This window comes from Saccharomonospora sp. NPDC046836 (assembly GCF_040645195.1).
In the GTDB taxonomy this organism is placed as follows: domain Bacteria; phylum Actinomycetota; class Actinomycetes; order Mycobacteriales; family Pseudonocardiaceae; genus Prauserella_A.
Genome location: NZ_JBEYXW010000044.1, coordinates 25627 through 43472, shown reverse-complemented (window position 1 = coordinate 43472; position 17846 = coordinate 25627). Strand labels below are relative to the sequence as shown.

Sequence of the window (17846 nt, the reverse complement as noted above, 5' to 3'; positions counted from 1 at the left end):
ACGCCGCCAGCGTTCGTCCTGAGCCAGGATCAAACTCTCCAACAATGCTGAAAAGTCGATCGACTCAAACAGTCAATCTCAAAGAAACCCACAAAAGGGGCATAAAAACAAAGCTCTACTGGCTTAGTTCACTAGCACACTGTTGAGTTCTCAAACAACACGCAGTTGTTGTCCCGGAGCGCGAAAGTCCCGCCTCAAAACCTTGCGGTTCTACTGGGGGGCTTGTCGCTCCGATCAGGGACACCCACTCTACCACCAACGTGGGAGCTTGGTTCGTGTCCCCCTGCCTGGTAGCCCGCCCCGGCGGTTTCCCACCGGCCGGTCTCCCCGGCAACGAAGAGAAGATTACACGTCGTGGAAACCCCCGCGAACGGGGGGTCCCCTAACTGCGAATCCGCAGGTCAGAGACCCCCGCGCGGGGTACTAGCCGATCAGGCGCACGCCAGCGAGAGTGCGCTTGCCGCGGCGCACCACGAGCCACTGTCCGTGCAGCGCGTCCGATGCGACGGGCCGCCAGTCTTCGTCGGTGATCTTGACGTTGTTGACGTACGCGCCGCCTTCCTTCACCGTGCGGCGTGCTGCGCCCTTGCTGTCGACGAGCCCACCTGCGACGAGCACGTCCACGATCGTCGGCTCATCGGAAAGCTTGACCTCGCCCTTGGGCACCTCGGCCAGCGCGGCCTTCAGCGTCGCGGCGTCGAGCTCGGCCAGCTCGCCCCTGCCGAAGAGCGCCTGGCTCGCCGCCACCACCTGCCGTGTCTGGTCCGCACCGTGCACCAGGTCGGTGAGCTCCTCGGCCAGCCGGCGTTGCGCCAGCCGGGCAGCGGGCCGCTCGGTAGTCGCCGCCTCGAGCTCGGCGATCTCGTCCTTGCCGAGGAACGTCAGCAGCTTGAGGTACTCGACCACGCTCGCGTCCGGCAGGTTGAGGAAGTACTGGTACCAGGCGTAGGGCGTGGTCATCTCCGGATCGAGCCAGACGTTGCCGCCACCCGTCGACTTCCCGAGCTTGCGCCCCTCCGAGTCCGTGACCAGTGGCGTCGTCAGCGCGTGGACGTGCGCCCCGTGCACCCGCCGGACGAGGTCCACGCCGGCGACGATGTTGCCCCACTGGTCGGAGCCGCCGACCTGGAGCCGCGCCCCGTACCGCTCGTACAGCTCCTGGTAGTCGGTGGCCTGCAGAAGCATGTAGCTGAACTCGGTGAAGGAGATGCCCTCCCCCTCGAGTCGCCGCCGGACGGTCTCGCGGGCCAGCATCGTGTTGACGGAGAAGTGCTTCCCGACATCACGCAGGAACGTGGGCACCGACATCGCGCCCAGCCAGTCGAGGTTGTTCACCTCGATCGGCGGCACGTCGGGGTGGTCGAAGTCCACGAAACGGGCGAGCTGGCCGCGCAGACGGTCCGCCCACTCACGCACGGTCTCCTCGGAGTTCAGCGTGCGCTCGCCGACGTCACGCGGATCGCCGATGAGTCCCGTGCCTCCACCGGCGAGCAGCACCGGCCGGTGCCCGGCGTTCTGGAACCGGCGGAGTACGAGCATCTGCACGAGGTGACCGGCGTGCAGGCTCGGGGCGGTGGGGTCGAACCCGATATAGACCGCCAGCGGACCCGCGTCCAGGTCGCGACGCAGGGCGTCGAGGTCGGTGGACTGCGTGATCAGCCCTCGCCAGGTCAGCTCGTCGAGAATGTGCTCACTCACGCCTGGAGATTTTCCCCTACCGCACAATCAGTTATCCGGGCGGGGACGGACGCGGCCCCCGCGCCGGTACGTGCTGACCGCAGGCGAACCGTCGATCCAGAACCGCCATGGGATGTCGACAGCCGCGGCGACACCAACACGCGGGCCGGTGCGAATCCGCGCCTCCGGCACCGCAGGACCGTCGAGCAGGCGAATCGGCGACTCCGGATCGGTCAGATCGATACCGTTGTGCGCTCGATCCAGCCCCAGCACCGACGTCAGCACAGCCGGCCCCTTCGCGACGGTGCCGTTGCCCCGCGCCGTCGGGCGGCGGGACCGCGCGAGCTCGTGGCCGGTCACCACCTCGCCGGCACGCAGGAGCACCGCACCCGGCTGACCGTCGGTGAGCCCGACGATGTTGGCGCAGAAATGCATGCCGTAGACGAAGTACACGTACAGGTGCCCGGCCGGGCCCCACATCACCTCGTTGCGTGGTGTCCGCCCGCGGTAGCAGTGGGATGCGGGATCGTCCAGCCCACGGTAGGCCTCGACCTCCGCCAGTCGCAGCCGGACAGCGCCGTGGGGACCGCGCGACTCCAGGCAACAACCCAGCAGTCGCTGGGCCAGGTCCACGGGGTCGATGGCCAGCTCGTCCCGGGTCATGACCCGGTCCGCGGCGTCGCCAGCCCCGGTACGCGCCGGTACCCCGCCATCCGTATCGCCGTCGTGGCGCACTCTCTCCGGCACTCCCGTCACCCCGGCCATCTCCTCCGCAGCTCGCGTGCGCGCCCAGGCTAACCGGACGCCCACACCCGATGATCGGCGAGCCGGTGAACGAGCCGGTCACGCTGCTCAGCCACCCTGGACGGCGCGGTCCCGCCCCTGGCATCGCGGGACGCGACGGACCCGGCGACGGTGAGGACCTCGCGCACCCGCGGCGTGAGGGCCGGGTGGATCGCCGCCAGCTCCTCATCGGTCAGCTCGTCCAGCCCGGCACCGCGCGACTCGGCCACGCGGACGCACTCCCCCGCGGCCTCGTGCGCCACCCGGAACGGCACTCCCTGCCGCACCAGCCATTCCGCGATGTCCGTGGCGAGGGTGAACCCGGCTGGGGCCAGCTCGGCAAGACGGCGGGTGTGGAAGGTGAGCGTTCCGATCATTCCGGCCAGCGCCGGGAAGAGCAGTTCCAGCTGTTCGACCGAGTCGAACACCGGCTCCTTGTCCTCCTGCAGATCCCGGTTGTACGCCAGCGGCTGTGCCTTCAGCGTCGCGAGCAGTCCCGTGAGGTTGCCGATCAGCCGGCCGGACTTGCCCCGGGTGAGCTCCGCGACGTCGGGGTTCTTCTTCTGCGGCATGATCGAGCTGCCGGTGGCCCAGGCATCGTCGAGCGTGACGTAACCGAACTCCGCGGTGTTCCAGATGATGACCTCTTCGGCGATCCGGGAGAGGTTCACGCCGAGCATGGCGAGCACGAAGGCGAACTCAGCGGCGAAGTCACGGGAGGCGGTGCCGTCGATCGAGTTCTCGACCGACGTCGCGAAGCCGAGGTCCGCGGCGACGGCCCCCGGGTCGAGCCCCAGCGAGGAACCGGCGAGCGCACCGGATCCATACGGCGACTCGGCGGCTCTGGCGTCCCAGTCGCGCAGCCTGCCGACGTCGCGCAACAACGACTGTGCGTGCGCGAGAAGGTGATGGGCGAGCAGCACCGGCTGCGCATGCTGCAGGTGGGTGCGGCCGGGCAGCACCGCCTCCGGGTGCCGGCGTGCCTGCTCGACCAGTGCGTCGACGATGTCGAGGGTGCCGGTGGCAACGCGCCGGGCGGCGTCACGCAGCCACATCCGGAACAACGTGGCGACCTGGTCGTTGCGGGACCGCCCCGCCCGCAGCTTCCCGCCGAGCTCGGCGCCCGCACGTTCCAGCAGGCCACGTTCCAGTGCGGTGTGCACGTCCTCGTCGGCGACGGTCGGCGTGAACGCTCCGGATGCGACATCCGCAGCCAGCGTGTCGAGAGCGGCCAGCATGCCGTCGAGCTCGGCGTCGGTGAGCAGTCCCGCCTTGTGCAGTACCCGCGCGTGCGCCCGCGAACCCGCGATGTCGTAGGGCGCCAGGCGCCAGTCGAAGTGGGTCGACGCGCTCAGTGCCGCCATGGCTTCGGCGGGTCCACTCGCGAACCGCCCGCCCCACAGAGCCACGGGCTGCTCGCTCTTCTTCTCGGTCACGCTTCCACTCTCTCCACGGATGGCAACGCCGGGAACGACCCGTCCGGCGAACGCGTCGTTTCCGGCAGCTGAGTCAGTTCTTGCTCTGCTGGCGCTTCGCCGCGATCTTGCTGGGCAGCCCCCACAGCTGCACGAAGCCCTTCGCCAGCGACTGGTCGAAGGTGTCACCCTCGTCGTAGGTCGCCAGGTTGAAGTCATACAGCGACTCGTTGCTGCGCCGCCCGGTGACGGTCGCGCTGCCACCGTGCAGCACCATCCGGATGTCACCGCTGACGTGCTCCTGCGTCTTGGCGACGAAGCCGTCGAGTGCCTCCTTCAGCGGCGAGAACCACAGGCCGTCGTAGACCAGCTCGCCCCAGCGCTGCTCGACCTGCCGCTTGAACCGGGCGAGGTCCCGCTCGACCGTGACGTTCTCCAGCTCCTGGTGCGCCGTGATCAGAGCGATGGCGCCCGGCGCCTCGTACACCTCACGGCTCTTGATGCCCACCAGCCGGTCCTCGACCATGTCCAGCCTGCCGATGCCGTGGGCACCGGCGCGGGCGTTGAGCTGCTTGATCGCCTCGAGCATCGTGACGGGCGTGCCGTCGATCGCCACCGGCACCCCCTGGTCGAAGGTGATGACCAGTTCGTCCGGTGCCTGGAAATGCACCGTCGGGTCCTGGGTGTAGGAGTAGACCTCCTTCGGAGGCGCATTCCACAGGTCCTCGAGGATGCCCGTCTCCACCGCGCGACCCCACACGTTCTGGTCGATCGAGAACGGCGACTTCTTGGTCACGTCGATCGGCAGGTTGCGTTCCTCGGCGTAGGCGATCGCCTTCTCCCGCGTCCACGCGAAGTCCCGCACCGGTGCGATCACGTCCAGATCCGGCGCGAGCGCGCCGATGCCGACCTCGAACCGGACCTGGTCGTTGCCCTTGCCGGTGCAGCCGTGCGCGACCGTCGTCGCACCGTGGTGCTTGGCCGCCTCGGCGAGATGCTTGACGATCACCGGCCGCGACAGGGCCGACACCAGCGGGTAACGGTCCATGTACAGTGCGTTCGCCTGCAGCGCGGGCAGGCAATACTCATCGGCGAACTCGTCCCGCGCGTCGGCGACCACCGCCTCCACGGCACCACAGTCGAGGGCCCGCTTGCGAATGGTCTCCATGTCCTCGCCGCCCTGGCCGAGGTCGACGGCAACGGCCACCACTTCGGCGCCCGTCTCCTCGCTGATCCAGCCAATCGCCACCGAGGTGTCGAGCCCGCCCGAGTACGCGAGCACCACCCGGTCAGTCATGATCGTTCTCCTCACTACCGTTTACGTTCGAAGCCGACGATCGCTGCGCCATCGTGGCGAAGCGCTCGGCCAGGTCTTTTCCCGACAGCGGTTCTCTTGCGATCACCGCCACCGTGTCGTCGCCGGCAATGGAACCGACGACCTCCTCCAGCGCCGCCCGGTCGATCGCGCTGGCCAGGAACTGCGCTGCCCCTGGCGGAGTCCGCAGCACCATCAGGTTTCCCGAGGCGTCCACAGACACCATCAGCTCGGCCAGCAGCCGCGACAACCGCGACGTACCACCCTGCACTCCGCGGACCGGGCTGCCGTCCTCGGGGATCACGTACACCGGCGCACCGGAGTCCGCTCCCCGCAACTTGACCGCACCCAGCTCGTCGAGATCCCTGGACAACGTAGCCTGTGTGACCTCGATGCCTTCAGCGGCCAAGAGTTTGGCGAGCTCGGTCTGGCTGCGGATGGCCATTGTGGACACCAGCTCGATGATCCTGGCCTGACGACCGGCTCTGCTCATGCCGCCTCCACGGTTGCCGACGGTGTTCATCGTCGGTTCAGCAACCACACCAGCAGCGCCTTCTGGGCGTGCAGGCGGTTCTCGGCCTCGTCCCACACCGCGCTCGCCGGGCCGTCGATGACGTCGTCGGTGATCTCCCAGCCCCGATGTGCGGGCAGGTCGTGCAGGACAATCGTGTCCTTGCCGGTGCGGGCTAGCAGTTCGGCGTTGACCTGGTAGGGCCGGAACGGCGCCACCCGGTCCTTGCCGTCGTTCTCCTGTCCCATCGACGTCCACGCATCGGTGGTCACCACATCGGCACCGTCCACAGCAGCCTGCGGGTCGGTCAGCACCTGGGCACTGCCCCCTGTCTCCGCCGCGCGCTTGTTGACCGCGTCGAGCACCCAGGGCAGTGGGTGGAAGCCTGCCGGCGCGGCGACCCGGACGTGCATGCCCGCGGTTACACCGCCGAGGAGCAGGGAGTGCGCCATGTTGTTGCCCGCGTCGCCGAGGTAGGTCAGGGTCAGCCCGGCGAGTTCGGCCTTGCGTTCCCGGACGGTCTGCAGGTCGGCCAGGATCTGGCAGGGGTGGAACTCGTCGGTGAGGGCGTTGACGACCGGGACCGTGGCAACCGACGCGAACGCCTCGATGCGCGCCTGCGCGAACGTCCGCCACACCACGATGTCGACGTAGCGGGACAGCACCCGGGCGGTGTCCTCAATGGTCTCCTCCCGGCCGAGCTGCATGCTCCGCCCGTCGACCACCACCGGGTGCCCGCCGAGCTGCGCGATGCCCACCTCGAACGAGAACCGGGTGCGCGTCGAGTTCTTCTCGAAGATCACCGCGACGGCCTTCGGGCCGGCGAGCGCATCGCCGTACGGCTGCTTCTTCAGTTCGTCGGCGAGGTCGAGCACCTCCCGTTGCTCGTCAGGGGTGAGGTCGTCGTCGCGGAGGAAGTGGCGAGGCATGTCAGTCGGTGTCCTTTGTGGTGGTGGAGTCGAGCGCGCGGGGAAGCGCGGCCAGGAACTCCTCGGCCTGCTCGTTGCTGAAGATCAGTGGTGGTGCGAGCCGGACGACGTCGGGCTGGACCGGGTTGACGAGCAGACCGGCCTGCTGAGCCGCGGCCGCCGCCTTGGCAGACACCTGTTCGCGCAGCAGGATACCGATCAGCAGCCCGGCACCACGTACCCCGCGGATCAGCGGGTGGCCCAGCTCCTCCACGCCCGCTGCGATCTCCTTGCCCAGGCCCGAGGCGTGCTCCAGCAGCCCGTCCGCGGCGATCGTGTCGAGCACCGCGAGGCCGGCAGCGCAGCACACCGGGTTACCACCGAAGGTGGTGCCATGCTGGCCCGGCTCGAACAGTGCCGCCGCCGGCCCGACCGCGATGCACGCGCCCAGCGGCAGGCCACCGCCCAGCCCCTTGGCGAGCGTGATGATGTCCGGGACGATGCCGGCCTGGTGGAAGGCGAACCAGCTGCCGAGTCTGCCGATGCCGGTCTGCACCTCGTCCACGATCAGCAGGGCACCGTGTCGCTGTGTGATCGCACGCGCCGCCTGCAGGTACCCCTCCGGCGGCACCACGACGCCGCCCTCACCCTGGACGGGCTCGACGACGAACGCCGCCGTCTCGCCGTCAACGGCGGCTTCCAGCGCCGCGATGTCCCCGTAGGGAATGTGCTGCACGCCGGGTACCAGCGGCCCGAACGGCGCGCGCTTGCCGGGCTGGCCGGTCAGCGCCAGTGCCCCCATGGTGCGGCCGTGGAAGCCGCCCTCGGTGGCGATCACCTTCGTCCGGCCGGTGCGGCGGCTGAGTTTGAACGCGGCCTCGACAGCCTCCGCGCCGGAGTTGCAGAAGAGCACCCGGCCGTCTCCGTCCACACCGGACAGATCAAGCAGTCGTTCGGCGAGCCGCAGTGCGGGCTCGTTGATGTAGAGGTTGGACGTGTGCCCGATGGTCGAGATCTGCTCGGTCACCGCGGCGACGATCGCCGGGTGCGCGTGGCCCAGCGCGTTCACCGCGATACCGGTGACCAGGTCCAGGTAACGGTTGCCGTCGGCGTCCCACACCTCGGCACCCGCGCCCCTGGTCAGTGTCAGCTGTGGGGTGCCGTAGTTGTTCATCATCGCGGCCTGCCACCGCTGCTGGTTGTCCTGATTGGACATCACTCGCCCCCGTCCTTGGGCAGGACCATCGTGCCGATGCCCCGCGTGGTGAAAACCTCGAGCAACACCGAATGCGGTATCCGGCCGTCGATGACGTGTGCTCGGTGGACGCCATTGCGGACCGCACGCACGCACGCCTCCATCTTCGGGATCATGCCGCTGGCGAGAGTCGGCAGCAGCTGCTCGAGCCGGTCCACGCCGATCCGGTCGATCAGCGAGGAACGGTCCGGCCAGTTCGCGTACAGGCCCTCGACGTCGGTGAGGACCACGAGCTTCTCCGCGCCCAGCGCAGCCGCCAGCGCACCGGCCGCCGTGTCGGCGTTGACGTTGTGCACGATGCCGTCGATATCCGGGGCGACGGTGGAGACGACGGGAATACGCCCCGCGTTGACGATGTCGAGCACAGCATCGGGGTTGACGCTCGCGACCTCGCCGACCAGTCCGACGTCCACCGGTTCGCCGTCGACCGTGGCGTGCTTGCGTTCCGCGGTGAACAGCTGGCCGTCCTCACCGGAGATCCCTACGGCGTATGGTCCGTGCGCGTTGATGAGGCCGACCAGCTCCCGGCTGACCTGGCCGACGAGCACCATGCGCACGACGTCCATCGTCTCCGGTGTCGTGACGCGTAACCCGCCGCGGAACTCTCCTTCGATGCCGAGCCTGCCGAGCATCGCGGTGATCTGCGGGCCGCCGCCGTGCACGATCACCGGCCGCAGCCCCGCGATGCGCAAGAAGACCATGTCCTGCGCGAACGCCTGCTTCAGCTCATCGTCGATCATGGCGTTGCCGCCGTACTTGATGACGACGGTGGCGCCGTGGAAACGCTGCAACCATGGCAGCGCCTCGACCAGGACCCCGGCCTTCTCCGCGGCGGTGGCCAGCCGATCGTCGGCCGGCACCAGGGATTCCGCGCCGCTCATGTCGAGTACGCCGAGTTCTCGTGCACGTAGGCGTGCGTGAGGTCGTTGGTCCAGATCGTCGCCGATTCGGTGCCTGCCTTCAGGTCGACGGTGATGTTCACGGCACGCTCACTGAGGTCCACTTTGTCCCGTGGTTCGCCCGGTTCCCCGTCACGGCACACCCACACGCCGTTGAACGCGACGTCCAGTGCGCCCGGGTCGAATGCGGCCCGGGTGGTGCCCGCGGAGGCGAGAATGCGCCCCCAGTTGGGATCCTTGCCGAAGACAGCGCATTTGAAGAGGTTGCTCCGCGCGATGGCCTTGCCGACCTCCACCGCGTCGTCCTCGGAGGCGGCGTTGACGACATCGATGGTGATGTCGTGCTCGGCGCCCTCGGCGTCACCGAGCAGTTGCTGGGCCAGGTCGTGGCAGGCCTCCGTGAGCAGGGCCGTGAACTCGCCCTCCTCGGGTGTCACCCCGGAGGCACCACTGCACATGAGTAGCACGGTGTCGTTGGTCGACATGCAGCCGTCGGAGTCCAGCCGGTCGAACGTCACCCTGGTCGCCTGGCGCAGCGCACGGTCGGCGGTCACAGCGTCGACCTGCGCGTCGGTGGTGATCACCACGAGCATCGTCGCCAGTGCGGGCGCGAGCATGCCGGCACCCTTGGCCATACCGCCGATGCACCACCCCGCGGACTCGCGCAGCACCTGCTTGCTGCGGGTATCGGTCGTCATGATCGCTTCCGCCGCGGCGGGTCCGCCCGCATCGGACAGCTCGTTCGCCGCCTGCGCGATGCCGGTGAGGAGCTTGTCCCGGTCGAGTTGTTCGCCGATCAGGCCGGTGGAGCACACGACGACGTCGATCGCGCCGATAGCCAGCAGCTCGGCCACTTTCTCGGCGGAGGCGTGCGTGTTCTGGAAGCCCTCGGGACCGGTATAGCAGTTGGCGCCACCGGAGTTGAGCACGACCGCACTGGCCTTGTGGCCTGCCATGACCTGCTCGCTCCACAGCACGGGATTGGCCTTGCACCGGTTGGTGGTGAAGACGGCTGCCGCGACAGCGGACGGCCCGTCGTTGACGACGAGCGCGATGTCCGATTTACCGCTGGCCTTCAGTCCCGCGGTGATCCCGGATGCCCGGAATCCTTGCGGAGCAGTGATTGTCATGGCGCGACTCCTACCGTCGGAAGTCCCGTGGTCTCGGGAAGTCCGAGTGCGATGTTCATGGACTGGACGGCACCGCCCGCGGTGCCCTTGGTGAGGTTGTCGAGCGCGGCCACCACGATGAGCCTTCCGGCATCGGTGTCCACGGCGACCTGGAGCTGGACGACATTCGAGCCGACGGTCGAAGCGGTGGTGGGCCACTGCCCCTCCGGCAGCAGCTGCACGAACGGCTCTGCCTCGTATGCCTTTCCATATGCGTCCCTGACGCTGGCGATGTCAAGCTTTGACGCGAACGGAGCGCTCGCGGTGGTGAGGATGCCGCGGGGCATCGGGGCCAGTACCGGAGTGAACGACACGGCCACGGGCTCCCCGGCGACAGCGGCGAGGTTCTGCGCGAACTCCGGCGTGTGCCGGTGGGCACCGCCGACACCGTAAGCGCTGGCCGAGCCCATCACCTCGGAGCCGAGGAGGTGGGGCTTGAGGCTCTTGCCCGCGCCGGACGTCCCGGTGACGGCCACGATCGACACCTCGGGGCGCACCAGTCCGGCGGCGAGCGCAGGTGCAAGGGCAAGGGTTCCACCGGTAGGGAAACAGCCTGGTACGGCGATGCGCCTGGTGCCGCGGAGCTTCTCCCGCGCGCCGGTCAGCTCCGGCAGCCCGTACGGCCAGGAGCCCGCATGGTCACCGCCGTACCAGCGCTGCCAGTCGGCAGCGTCGGCCAGTCGGTGGTCGGCGCCGAGGTCCACCACGAGGACGTCCGGGCCGAGCTGCGCGGCGATCTCGCCGGAATGCCCGTGCGGCAGCGCGAGGAACACCACGTCGTGCCCCGCGAGCGTCGCGGCCGAGGTCTGCTGGACGACGCGGCCTGCCAGGGGCACGAGGTGCGGTTGGACCTGGCCGAGCGGGGTCCCCGCACTGCTCGCGGCTGTCAGCGCACCGATCTCGATCTCGGGGTGCGCGAGCAGCAGGCGCAGCAGCTCGCCGCCCGCGTACCCGGTGGCCCCGGCCACCGCAACCTTCACCGTCATACGAATGATTATGCATAGACGCGCAAGATAATTCAACGGGACTGCGGCAAGTGCCCGTTCGCGCAACCTGGTGCCGAAAAGAGGAAAACTGTCGCCCCTCGCCCCTACCGTCGACGGCAGTAGTCAACGACCTCTGGGGGACACGAGATGACAACCGCACTGGTGCACGCGGCACGCGCTGGGCTCCGCGAGCTGGCCGACGCCTCCTCGGCGCCGGACATGCAGCGATACATGAAGTCCGAGATGCCCTTTCGGGGGGTGCGTAAACCCGCCAGGCGGCTCCTCACCCGCCGGCTCTTCGCGGAGTACCCGTTGCCGGACGTGGAAACGTGGGAGCACGCGGTGCGCCGGCTGTGGTTCGGCGCGACGTTTCGCGAGGAGCGCTATCTTGCGGTCGACCTCACCGGATACCGCGCCTATGCCCGCTGGCAGACACAGGAACGCGTGCCGCTGTACGAGGAACTCATCGTGAGTGGTGCCTGGTGGGACTTCGTGGACGAGATCGCGATCCACCGCGTCGGCCCCATCCTGATCGGCGAGCAGCAAGCGGTAGCGCCGGTGCTGCGCAGTTGGGCCGGTGACCCCGACCGGTGGAAGCGCCGCGCGGCCGTGATCTGCCAGATCAGCGCCAAGGAGCGCACCGACTCCGAGCTGCTCGCCCACTGCCTCGAAGCCACTATCGGCGACACGGATTTCTTTCTGCGCAAGGGAATCGGCTGGGCTCTGCGACAGTACGCCCGCACCGACCCCGGCTGGGTCCGCGCGTTCGTCCACGCACATCCGGACCTGTCCCCGCTCTCGCGTAGGGAGGCCATGAAGCATCTGGGAAACGGCCATGACCTCGGCTGAGCCGGCCCACCGTTCCACCGAACCCGTCCGCGACGTGCTGTCCGAATACGATCAGCAATGGGCGCTCGCTCTCCGGCTCGTGGTCGACGACACGATCGTTGGTGCTGATCGCGTCGCCGGAGGACAGTGTGTGGCTATCTCCGGAACCTCGGCTCGGACAGGACATGGCAGGCGAAATGCCCACCGCAGTGATCACCAGCCTCCTCGAGATCGCGATCCACCCCGCAACCCGCTGGTTTGTCGGCTGCACCGTTCGATCGGGCCGGCATCGGTTGAACAGGGCGACTTAGGCGTCCTTTGTGGATAGCCGAGTGGCGGAATCAGCCCGCGTTGCCGGGTTCTCCGATTCACGCCGGGTGAGCACCAAGGGGGCGTCCTCGGTGATGGCGACCGTGTGTTCGGAGTGGGCGGTGCGTGAGCCGTCGGCCGACCGGATGGTCCAGCCGTCGGCGTCGTAGACGATCCGGTCGGTCGTGCGGGCGAACCAGGGTTCGAGCGCGAGGGTCAGGCCCGGCCGGAGCGTAAGGCCGCGCCCTGCCCTGCCCTTGTTCGAAACGTGGGGCTCCTCGTGCATGGTGCGGCCGAGGCCGTGGCCACCGAATTCGTTGTTGACCGGATAGCCGTAGTCGCAGGCCACCGCCCAGATGGCCGCAGAGATGTCACCGAGGCGGTTGCCCGGACATGCCACCTCGATCGCCGCCTCCAACGCTTCCTCGGTGGCACGGATGATCCGCAAGTCCTCCTCGGCAGCAGCGCCGACGACGACCGTGCGCGCCGAGTCTGCCACCCAGCCATCGATGCTGACCGCGAGGTCCGCGCTGAGCACGTCCCCGTCGCGCAGCGTGTAGTCGTGGGGTAGGCCGTGCAGGACGGCGTCGTTGACCGAGAGGCAGATGACGTTGCGGAACGGGCCCTTGCCGAAGGACGGCGCATAGTCCCAGTAGCACGACTCCGCCCCGCGCCGTTTGATCATGCCGCGCACGTGGTGCTCCAGGTCCAGGAGGTTGACGCCCACGTCAGCGAGCCGGCCGACCTCGGAGAGCACCTCGGCGACGAAACGCCCGGTCACGTGCATGCGCTGGATCTCCGCAGGCGTCTTCAGTTCAATCACGAATACCTCGCGTCACAGGGTGTTGGTATAGTAATACCAGCACCCTAACACTTGCCGGTATAGTAATACCAGTCCTATCCTGTGAGCATGGTCCGCCAACCGCTCACACCTGAGCAGATCGAAGCCGGCAGGCGTCTCGGCGCCCTGCTGCGCCACGCGCGAGCGGGACGCGACCTCGCGGAAGTCGCGCACGCGGCCGGCATCTCGCCGGAAACCCTGCGCAAGATCGAGACCGGACGACTACCCTCTCCCGGATTCGGCACGATCATCTGCCTCGGCGAGGCACTCAACCTGCCGGTGCAGGAGTTGGCAGCCACCTGGCGCGGCAACGACCTACCACTGGAAGCCGTCTCGTAGCCGCTGTTTCGCCCCGCCCACAGAGTCCAGCTGGTCTGTCATCCAGCGCCTGTGCCTGTTGATCCAGACACTGCTGGTCGAGCCGGCATCGTGACCCGACCGGTCAGCCGCGCAGCACGGCGCCGAAACGTTCGGCCGCGGCCGCCACGGCGGCGTCCCGCGCCTGCGTCGCCTCCTCGACCGTCAGCGTCCGGTCGGCGGCACGGAAGCGCAGGTTGTACGCCAGCGATCGCTTGCCATCGCCCACCTGCTCACCCGTGTAGCTGTCGAACAGGGTCACGTCCTCCAGCAGCTCGCCCGCGCCACCGCGCAACGCGTCGGCGAGTTCGGCCGCGGGCACGGTCGCGTCGACCACGAGGGCAACGTCCAGAAGCACGGGGGGGAACGGCGAGATCGACGGCGCAGGCCGGGAGTCGCGCAGTGGAACGGCGTCGAGATCCAGCTCCATCGCCACGGTCCGCCTGGGCAGACCGAGCGCTTCGACCACCTTGGGGTGAAGCTCACCCGCGTGCCCCACCGGCCGGTCGCCTACGAGCAGCCGCGCGCAACGCCCGGGGTGCCATGGCAGGAGGTCGGCCGCCTCGGTCCGCAGCTCAACGCCCGCCGCGGCCGCGACGAGCCGTGCAGCCTGCACGGCATCGGCCCAGGTGGCCTGCTCGCCAGGGCCCCACCAGCCGGAGTGCTGGCGCTGCCCGGCGAGGACCACCGCGACGTGCTGCGGCTGCGACGGCACGGACTGTTCCAGCACGGCCAGTTCCTCGTCGGAGGGACGGGCAGCGACGCCAGGATCGGGCACCGGAACCGGGTCGGCGCTGGGCAGCACGACCTGACCGATGTGGAACAGCGCGACATCGCGGAAACCACGGGACACGTTGCGCTGCAACGTATCGAGCAAGCCCGGCAAAAGCGTGGTCGCGAGCTGGTTCTTCTCCGTCTCGAGCGGGTTGAGCACGGTCAGGCTCCGGCGGCGTGCGTCCTCCGGAGACAGACCGAACGCGTCCCAGCTGGCCTTCGACACGAACGGAAAGGGAAGAACTTCGACATATCCCGCCTCGGCGAGCGCCCGGGAGACAGCCCGGCGGCGCCGCTGGACCTCGGTGAGCCCGCGCCCGGCGGGGGCTGACGGCAGGACCGAGGGAATGCTGTCGTAGCCCTCCAGCCGCAGCACCTCCTCCACCAGATCGGCAGGCTGGGTCAGATCGCCACGCCAGCTCGGTGGCACGGCGGTGACCAGCGCGGTGCCATCGTCACCGCTGCCGACGGCGACCTTGCAGCCGATCTGGGTCAGCCGGCTCACGGTGACGCCACGCTCGTAGCGGACACCGGCGATCCGGTCGGGAAGGTTGATCGGCATCGTGATCGCGGGCATCGGCTCGATCTGGCCGACGTCGGTCCGGCCCGGCCGGATGCTGCCGTCGCCGTACTGGCGCAGCAGGCGGGCCGCCCGCTCGACGGCAACCGCACACAGCTGGGGGTCGGTGTAGCGTTCGAAGCGCTTCGCCGCCTCGGAGAACAGCTTGTGCCTGCGCGCGGTCCGGCTGATCGACGCCGGATCCCAGTGAGCCGCCTCCAGCAGCACGTCGGTGCTGTCGTTGTTGATCTCGGTACCGGCTCCGCCCATGGTGCCGGCCAGGGAGATGACACCGCTCTCGTCGGCGATCACGATGTCGTCCGGGTCGAGCTCGCGCTCCACGTCGTCCAGCGTGGTGAGCTTCTCCCCCGGCTTCGCGCGGCGCACCACCAGGTCGCCCTTGACGGAACCGGTGTCGAAGGCATGCAACGGATGCCCGAGCTCCAGCATGACGTAGTTGGTGACGTCGACGGCGAGGGAGATCGAGCGCATCCCCGAGAGGAGCAGCCTGCGCCGCATCCACCACGGGGTCGGCGCACCCGCGTCGAGCCCGGTCACCCGGCGCAGGACGAACCGACGGCAACCCGACGGGTCCTCGATGTGCACCGGCCACGCCTCGCCCTCGGCCCCGGGCACCTCGATCTTCGCCGGGTCGCCCAGCGGCACGTCGAGCGCGCAGGCCAGCTCGCGAGACAGGCCACGGATGGACAGCGCGTAACCACGGTCCGGGGTCGGCGCGAGCTCGAGAATCGTGTCGTCGAGATCGAGCACCGCACGGGCGTCGTCGCCAGGGCTCGCAGTGCCGGACGGCAGCACCAGGATGCCGGTGTGTTCGTCGCCGAGGCCCAGCTCGCGTGCCGAGCAGATCATGCCCTCGCTGACCCGGCCGTAGGTCTTGCGTGCCGAGATCGCGAAGCCGCCGGGCAGCACGGCGCCCGGGAGCGCGACGACGACGAGGTCGCCCTCGACGAAGTTCGTCGCGCCGCAGACGATGCCGTTCGTGCGCGGGCGTGTGGGGTCGACATCCCGCTCGTCGGCCTCATCGGTGTCATCGGTGTCGTCGTCGAGGTCGTCGGTGCCAAGGGTGTCCCCGACCTCGACCTGGCAGTACCGGATCGGCTTCTTGAAGCCGGTCAGCTCCTCGATCTCGACCACGCGGCCGATGACGAGGGGGCCGCTGACCTGGACCAGCGGCTCCACGCTGTCGACCTCGATACCGATCCGCACGAAAGCGTCGGCCAGTGTGTCCGCCGTGACGTCGTCGCTGAGCTCGAGGTGCTCGGTCAGCCAGCTAACGGGGACTCGCACTACGCCTCCGTTCCGAAGGGAAGAGTGAACCGGATGTCGCCCTCCACCATGTCACGCATGTCGGAGATGCCATTGCGGAACTGGAGCGTGCGTTCGAGGCCCATGCCGAACGCGAAACCCGAGTAGACGTCGGGGTCGACACCGCACGCGCGCAGGACGTTGGGGTGAACCATGCCGCAGCCGCCCCACTCGACCCAGCCAGGGCCGCCCTTCTTCTCCGGGAACCACACGTCGACCTCGGCGGACGGCTCGGTGAACGGGAAGAAGTGCGGCCGGAAACGGGTGCCGGACTCCTCGCCGAACATCGCCCTGGCGAAGGCGTCGAGCGTGCCCTTCAGGTGGGCCATCGTGATGCCCTTGTCCACCGCGAGGCCTTCGACCTGGTGGAACACCGGCGTGTGGGTGGAGTCCAGCTCGTCGGTGCGGAACGTCCGGCCGGGGCAGACGATGTAGACCGGCAGGTCGCGATGCAGTAGCGCGCGCGCCTGCACCGGCGAGGTGTGGGTGCGCAGCACCAGGTTGGAGTCCTCGGACCCGACGTAGAAGGTGTCCTGCAGCTGCCGGGCCGGGTGGTCCTTGCCGAAGTTGAGCGCGTCGAAGTTGAACCACTCCGCCTCGAGCTCGGGACCTTCGGCGACCTCGTAGCCCATGCCCACGAACACATCGGCCACCCGCTCGGCGATGGTGGTGATCGGATGGCGCGCGCCCCGCGGAACCCGGTCCCAGGGCAGCGTGACGTCCACGGCCTCCTCGCGCAGGACGCGCTCGTCCCGCTCGACCTGCAGGGCCGCGAGCCGGGCGTCATAGGCGGCCTGGATCGCCTGCCTGGCCTCGTTGACGCGCTTGCCGGTGTCGGCCTTCTGCTCCTTGGGCAGCGTGCCGATCGCTCGGCGCGCCAGCAGCAGCGGCGACTGCTCGCCGAGATGGGCGGGTTTCACCACGGCCAGCGCATCCAGATCCGTGGCGGCGGAGAACGCCTCCTCGGCCATGGTGATCGCCGCGCGTAGTGTCTCGGGCGCGAGCGGGTCAGCCGGCTTGGGCTCTTGCTTGTCGAAGGCTTCGGACATAACTCCTCGGCGTCCGCAGACGGTCTGGAAGCACCACGCACACGTGGGCAGAAGGACGAAAGGATTCTAGGCGATCCGGCTTCCCCGCCTGCCGGTCACCCGGTCAGGGTCGGTGCCGCAACGCACTCGCGTAGAGACACACCGCCGCGGCGGTGGCGAGATTCAGGCTCTCCGCCCTGCCGTAGATCGGTACCCGCACGACCCGGTCGGCGCGCGCCAGCACGTCCTCGGGCAGCCCGTGGGCCTCGTTGCCGAACAACCACGCCGTGGGCTCGCCGAGACCGGGCGCGGCGTTCAGATCCTCCGCGGCGTAGCCGTGCGCGGCGACGATCTGCAGGCCCTTGCGCGAACACGCCGCCAGCACAGCGGTGACATCCCGCTCCCGCGCGACGGGCAGATGGAACAGGCTGCCGGTCGACGCGCGCACGCACTTGCCGTTGTGCACGTCGACGGCGTCGCCGGCGAATACGACGGCATCGGCTCCTGCCGCATCGGCCACACGGAGCACCGTGCCGGCGTTGCCGGGGTCGGCGATGCCCACCAGCACCGCGACCAGCCGCGGCGTACCGGCCAGCGCGGTGTCGAGCGGGACAAGCACCGTGTCACACACGGCCACGAGGCCCTGCGGCGACACGGTCTCCGACAGCAGCTCGGCGGCGCGCTGGTTGATCAGCGACACCCTCGGTGCCTGCGCGACCAGGTCCGCATGCCTGCGCGCGGCGGCCTCGGTGACGAACAACTCGTGGACCCGGCCGTAGCGCAGGGCTTCCCGCACGGCCTGCGCGCCCTCGGCGAGGAAGCGGCCGCTCTCCTCACGGCCCGCGCGGGTGGTGAGGCGCCGAGCGGCAACGACCCGGGGCGTCCTGTGCGTGAACACGGTGACGT

General features: G+C 69.0%; 16 protein-coding genes. 2 read left to right on the top strand and 14 right to left on the bottom strand.

The window, feature by feature from the left end; translation table 11 throughout:
• Window positions 1-423: 423 nt before the first annotated feature.
• From tyrS to argC, 10 genes are all read right to left on the bottom strand, one after another.
• Complete coding sequence (gene tyrS / locus ABZ863_RS31305; RefSeq protein ID WP_358543043.1) at window positions 424-1698, bottom strand: tyrosine--tRNA ligase; 1275 nt, start codon at window positions 1696-1698, stop codon at window positions 424-426.
• Window positions 1699-1725: 27 nt separating this feature from the next.
• Window positions 1726-2340 (bottom strand): DNA-3-methyladenine glycosylase, encoded by a 615-nt coding sequence (locus tag ABZ863_RS31300; RefSeq protein WP_358543055.1) that lies wholly within the window; start codon window positions 2338-2340, stop codon window positions 1726-1728.
• 131 nt (window positions 2341-2471) lie between these two features.
• Window positions 2472-3869, bottom strand: a complete 1398-nt coding sequence (gene argH, locus ABZ863_RS31295) for an argininosuccinate lyase (protein ID WP_358543052.1) — start codon at window positions 3867-3869, stop codon at window positions 2472-2474.
• Between the two features lie 100 nt (window positions 3870-3969).
• On the bottom strand, window positions 3970-5172 hold the full coding sequence (locus tag ABZ863_RS31290; RefSeq protein WP_358543040.1) for an argininosuccinate synthase: 1203 nt from the start codon (window positions 5170-5172) through the stop codon (window positions 3970-3972).
• Window positions 5165-5683 (bottom strand): arginine repressor, encoded by a 519-nt coding sequence (locus tag ABZ863_RS31285; RefSeq protein WP_358543037.1) that lies wholly within the window; start codon window positions 5681-5683, stop codon window positions 5165-5167. The genes ABZ863_RS31290 and ABZ863_RS31285 overlap by 8 nt, the downstream gene beginning before the upstream one ends.
• Before the next feature lie 26 nt (window positions 5684-5709).
• A complete protein-coding gene (gene argF, locus ABZ863_RS31280; RefSeq protein ID WP_358543034.1) occupies window positions 5710-6630 on the bottom strand; it encodes an ornithine carbamoyltransferase in 921 nt (306 codons plus the stop codon).
• A 1-nt stretch (window position 6631) separates the two neighbouring features.
• The gene (locus tag ABZ863_RS31275; RefSeq protein ID WP_358543031.1) at window positions 6632-7825 is read right to left on the bottom strand and encodes an acetylornithine transaminase; all 1194 of its coding nucleotides are present in this window, start codon (window positions 7823-7825) and stop codon (window positions 6632-6634) included.
• Window positions 7825-8745, bottom strand: coding sequence for an acetylglutamate kinase (gene argB, locus ABZ863_RS31270; RefSeq protein WP_358543029.1), 921 nt, complete (start codon window positions 8743-8745; stop codon window positions 7825-7827). Before argB ends, ABZ863_RS31275 begins: the two co-directional genes overlap by 1 nt.
• Window positions 8742-9893 (bottom strand): bifunctional glutamate N-acetyltransferase/amino-acid acetyltransferase ArgJ, encoded by a 1152-nt coding sequence (gene argJ / locus ABZ863_RS31265; RefSeq protein WP_358543027.1) that lies wholly within the window; start codon window positions 9891-9893, stop codon window positions 8742-8744. The genes argB and argJ overlap by 4 nt, the downstream gene beginning before the upstream one ends.
• The gene (gene argC, locus ABZ863_RS31260) at window positions 9890-10918 is read right to left on the bottom strand and encodes an N-acetyl-gamma-glutamyl-phosphate reductase (RefSeq protein ID WP_358543025.1); all 1029 of its coding nucleotides are present in this window, start codon (window positions 10916-10918) and stop codon (window positions 9890-9892) included. The genes argJ and argC overlap by 4 nt, the downstream gene beginning before the upstream one ends.
• 147 nt (window positions 10919-11065) lie before the next feature.
• On the opposite strand from argC, the gene ABZ863_RS31255 reads away from it, so the two are divergent.
• The gene (locus tag ABZ863_RS31255) at window positions 11066-11767 is read left to right on the top strand and encodes a DNA alkylation repair protein (RefSeq protein ID WP_358543022.1); all 702 of its coding nucleotides are present in this window, start codon (window positions 11066-11068) and stop codon (window positions 11765-11767) included.
• 286 nt (window positions 11768-12053) lie between these two features.
• Here ABZ863_RS31255 and map read toward each other — a convergent pair whose 3' ends face one another.
• On the bottom strand, window positions 12054-12878 hold the full coding sequence (gene map, locus ABZ863_RS31250) for a type I methionyl aminopeptidase (protein ID WP_358543020.1): 825 nt from the start codon (window positions 12876-12878) through the stop codon (window positions 12054-12056).
• 87 nt (window positions 12879-12965) lie between these two features.
• On the opposite strand from map, the gene ABZ863_RS31245 reads away from it, so the two are divergent.
• Window positions 12966-13235, top strand: a complete 270-nt coding sequence (locus ABZ863_RS31245; protein WP_358543017.1) for a helix-turn-helix transcriptional regulator — start codon at window positions 12966-12968, stop codon at window positions 13233-13235.
• A 103-nt stretch (window positions 13236-13338) separates the two neighbouring features.
• On the opposite strand, the gene pheT is transcribed toward ABZ863_RS31245, so the two are convergent.
• The 3 genes from pheT to ABZ863_RS31230 all read right to left on the bottom strand — a co-directional run bounded on the left by pheT (window position 13339) and on the right by ABZ863_RS31230 (window position 17838).
• Complete coding sequence (gene pheT / locus ABZ863_RS31240) at window positions 13339-15894, bottom strand: phenylalanine--tRNA ligase subunit beta (RefSeq protein WP_358543014.1); 2556 nt, start codon at window positions 15892-15894, stop codon at window positions 13339-13341.
• A complete protein-coding gene (gene pheS, locus ABZ863_RS31235; RefSeq protein ID WP_358543011.1) occupies window positions 15894-16961 on the bottom strand; it encodes a phenylalanine--tRNA ligase subunit alpha in 1068 nt (355 codons plus the stop codon). Before pheS ends, pheT begins: the two co-directional genes overlap by 1 nt.
• 103 nt (window positions 16962-17064) lie before the next feature.
• Entirely contained in the window at window positions 17065-17838 is a 774-nt protein-coding gene (locus ABZ863_RS31230; RefSeq protein ID WP_358543009.1) for an RNA methyltransferase, read from the bottom strand.
• Between the last annotated feature and the right edge of the window lie 8 nt (window positions 17839-17846).

Bases quoted from the DNA above. Each gene is read 5' to 3' on its own strand.
- ABZ863_RS31300 (WP_358543055.1), bottom strand. From the start codon at position 2,340: ATGACCCGGGACGAGCTGGCCATCGACCCCGTGGACCTGGCCCAGCGA.
- ABZ863_RS31290 (WP_358543040.1), bottom strand. From the start codon at position 5,172: ATGACTGACCGGGTGGTGCTCGCGTACTCGGGCGGGCTCGACACCTCG.
- ABZ863_RS31285 (WP_358543037.1), bottom strand. From the start codon at position 5,683: ATGAGCAGAGCCGGTCGTCAGGCCAGGATCATCGAGCTGGTGTCCACA.
- argF (WP_358543034.1), bottom strand. From the start codon at position 6,630: ATGCCTCGCCACTTCCTCCGCGACGACGACCTCACCCCTGACGAGCAA.
- ABZ863_RS31275 (WP_358543031.1), bottom strand. From the start codon at position 7,825: ATGTCCAATCAGGACAACCAGCAGCGGTGGCAGGCCGCGATGATGAAC.
- argB (WP_358543029.1), bottom strand. From the start codon at position 8,745: ATGAGCGGCGCGGAATCCCTGGTGCCGGCCGACGATCGGCTGGCCACC.
- argJ (WP_358543027.1), bottom strand. From the start codon at position 9,893: ATGACAATCACTGCTCCGCAAGGATTCCGGGCATCCGGGATCACCGCG.
- argC (WP_358543025.1), bottom strand. From the start codon at position 10,918: ATGACGGTGAAGGTTGCGGTGGCCGGGGCCACCGGGTACGCGGGCGGC.
- ABZ863_RS31255 (WP_358543022.1), top strand. From the start codon at position 11,066: ATGACAACCGCACTGGTGCACGCGGCACGCGCTGGGCTCCGCGAGCTG.
- ABZ863_RS31245 (WP_358543017.1), top strand. From the start codon at position 12,966: ATGGTCCGCCAACCGCTCACACCTGAGCAGATCGAAGCCGGCAGGCGT.
- pheS (WP_358543011.1), bottom strand. From the start codon at position 16,961: ATGTCCGAAGCCTTCGACAAGCAAGAGCCCAAGCCGGCTGACCCGCTC.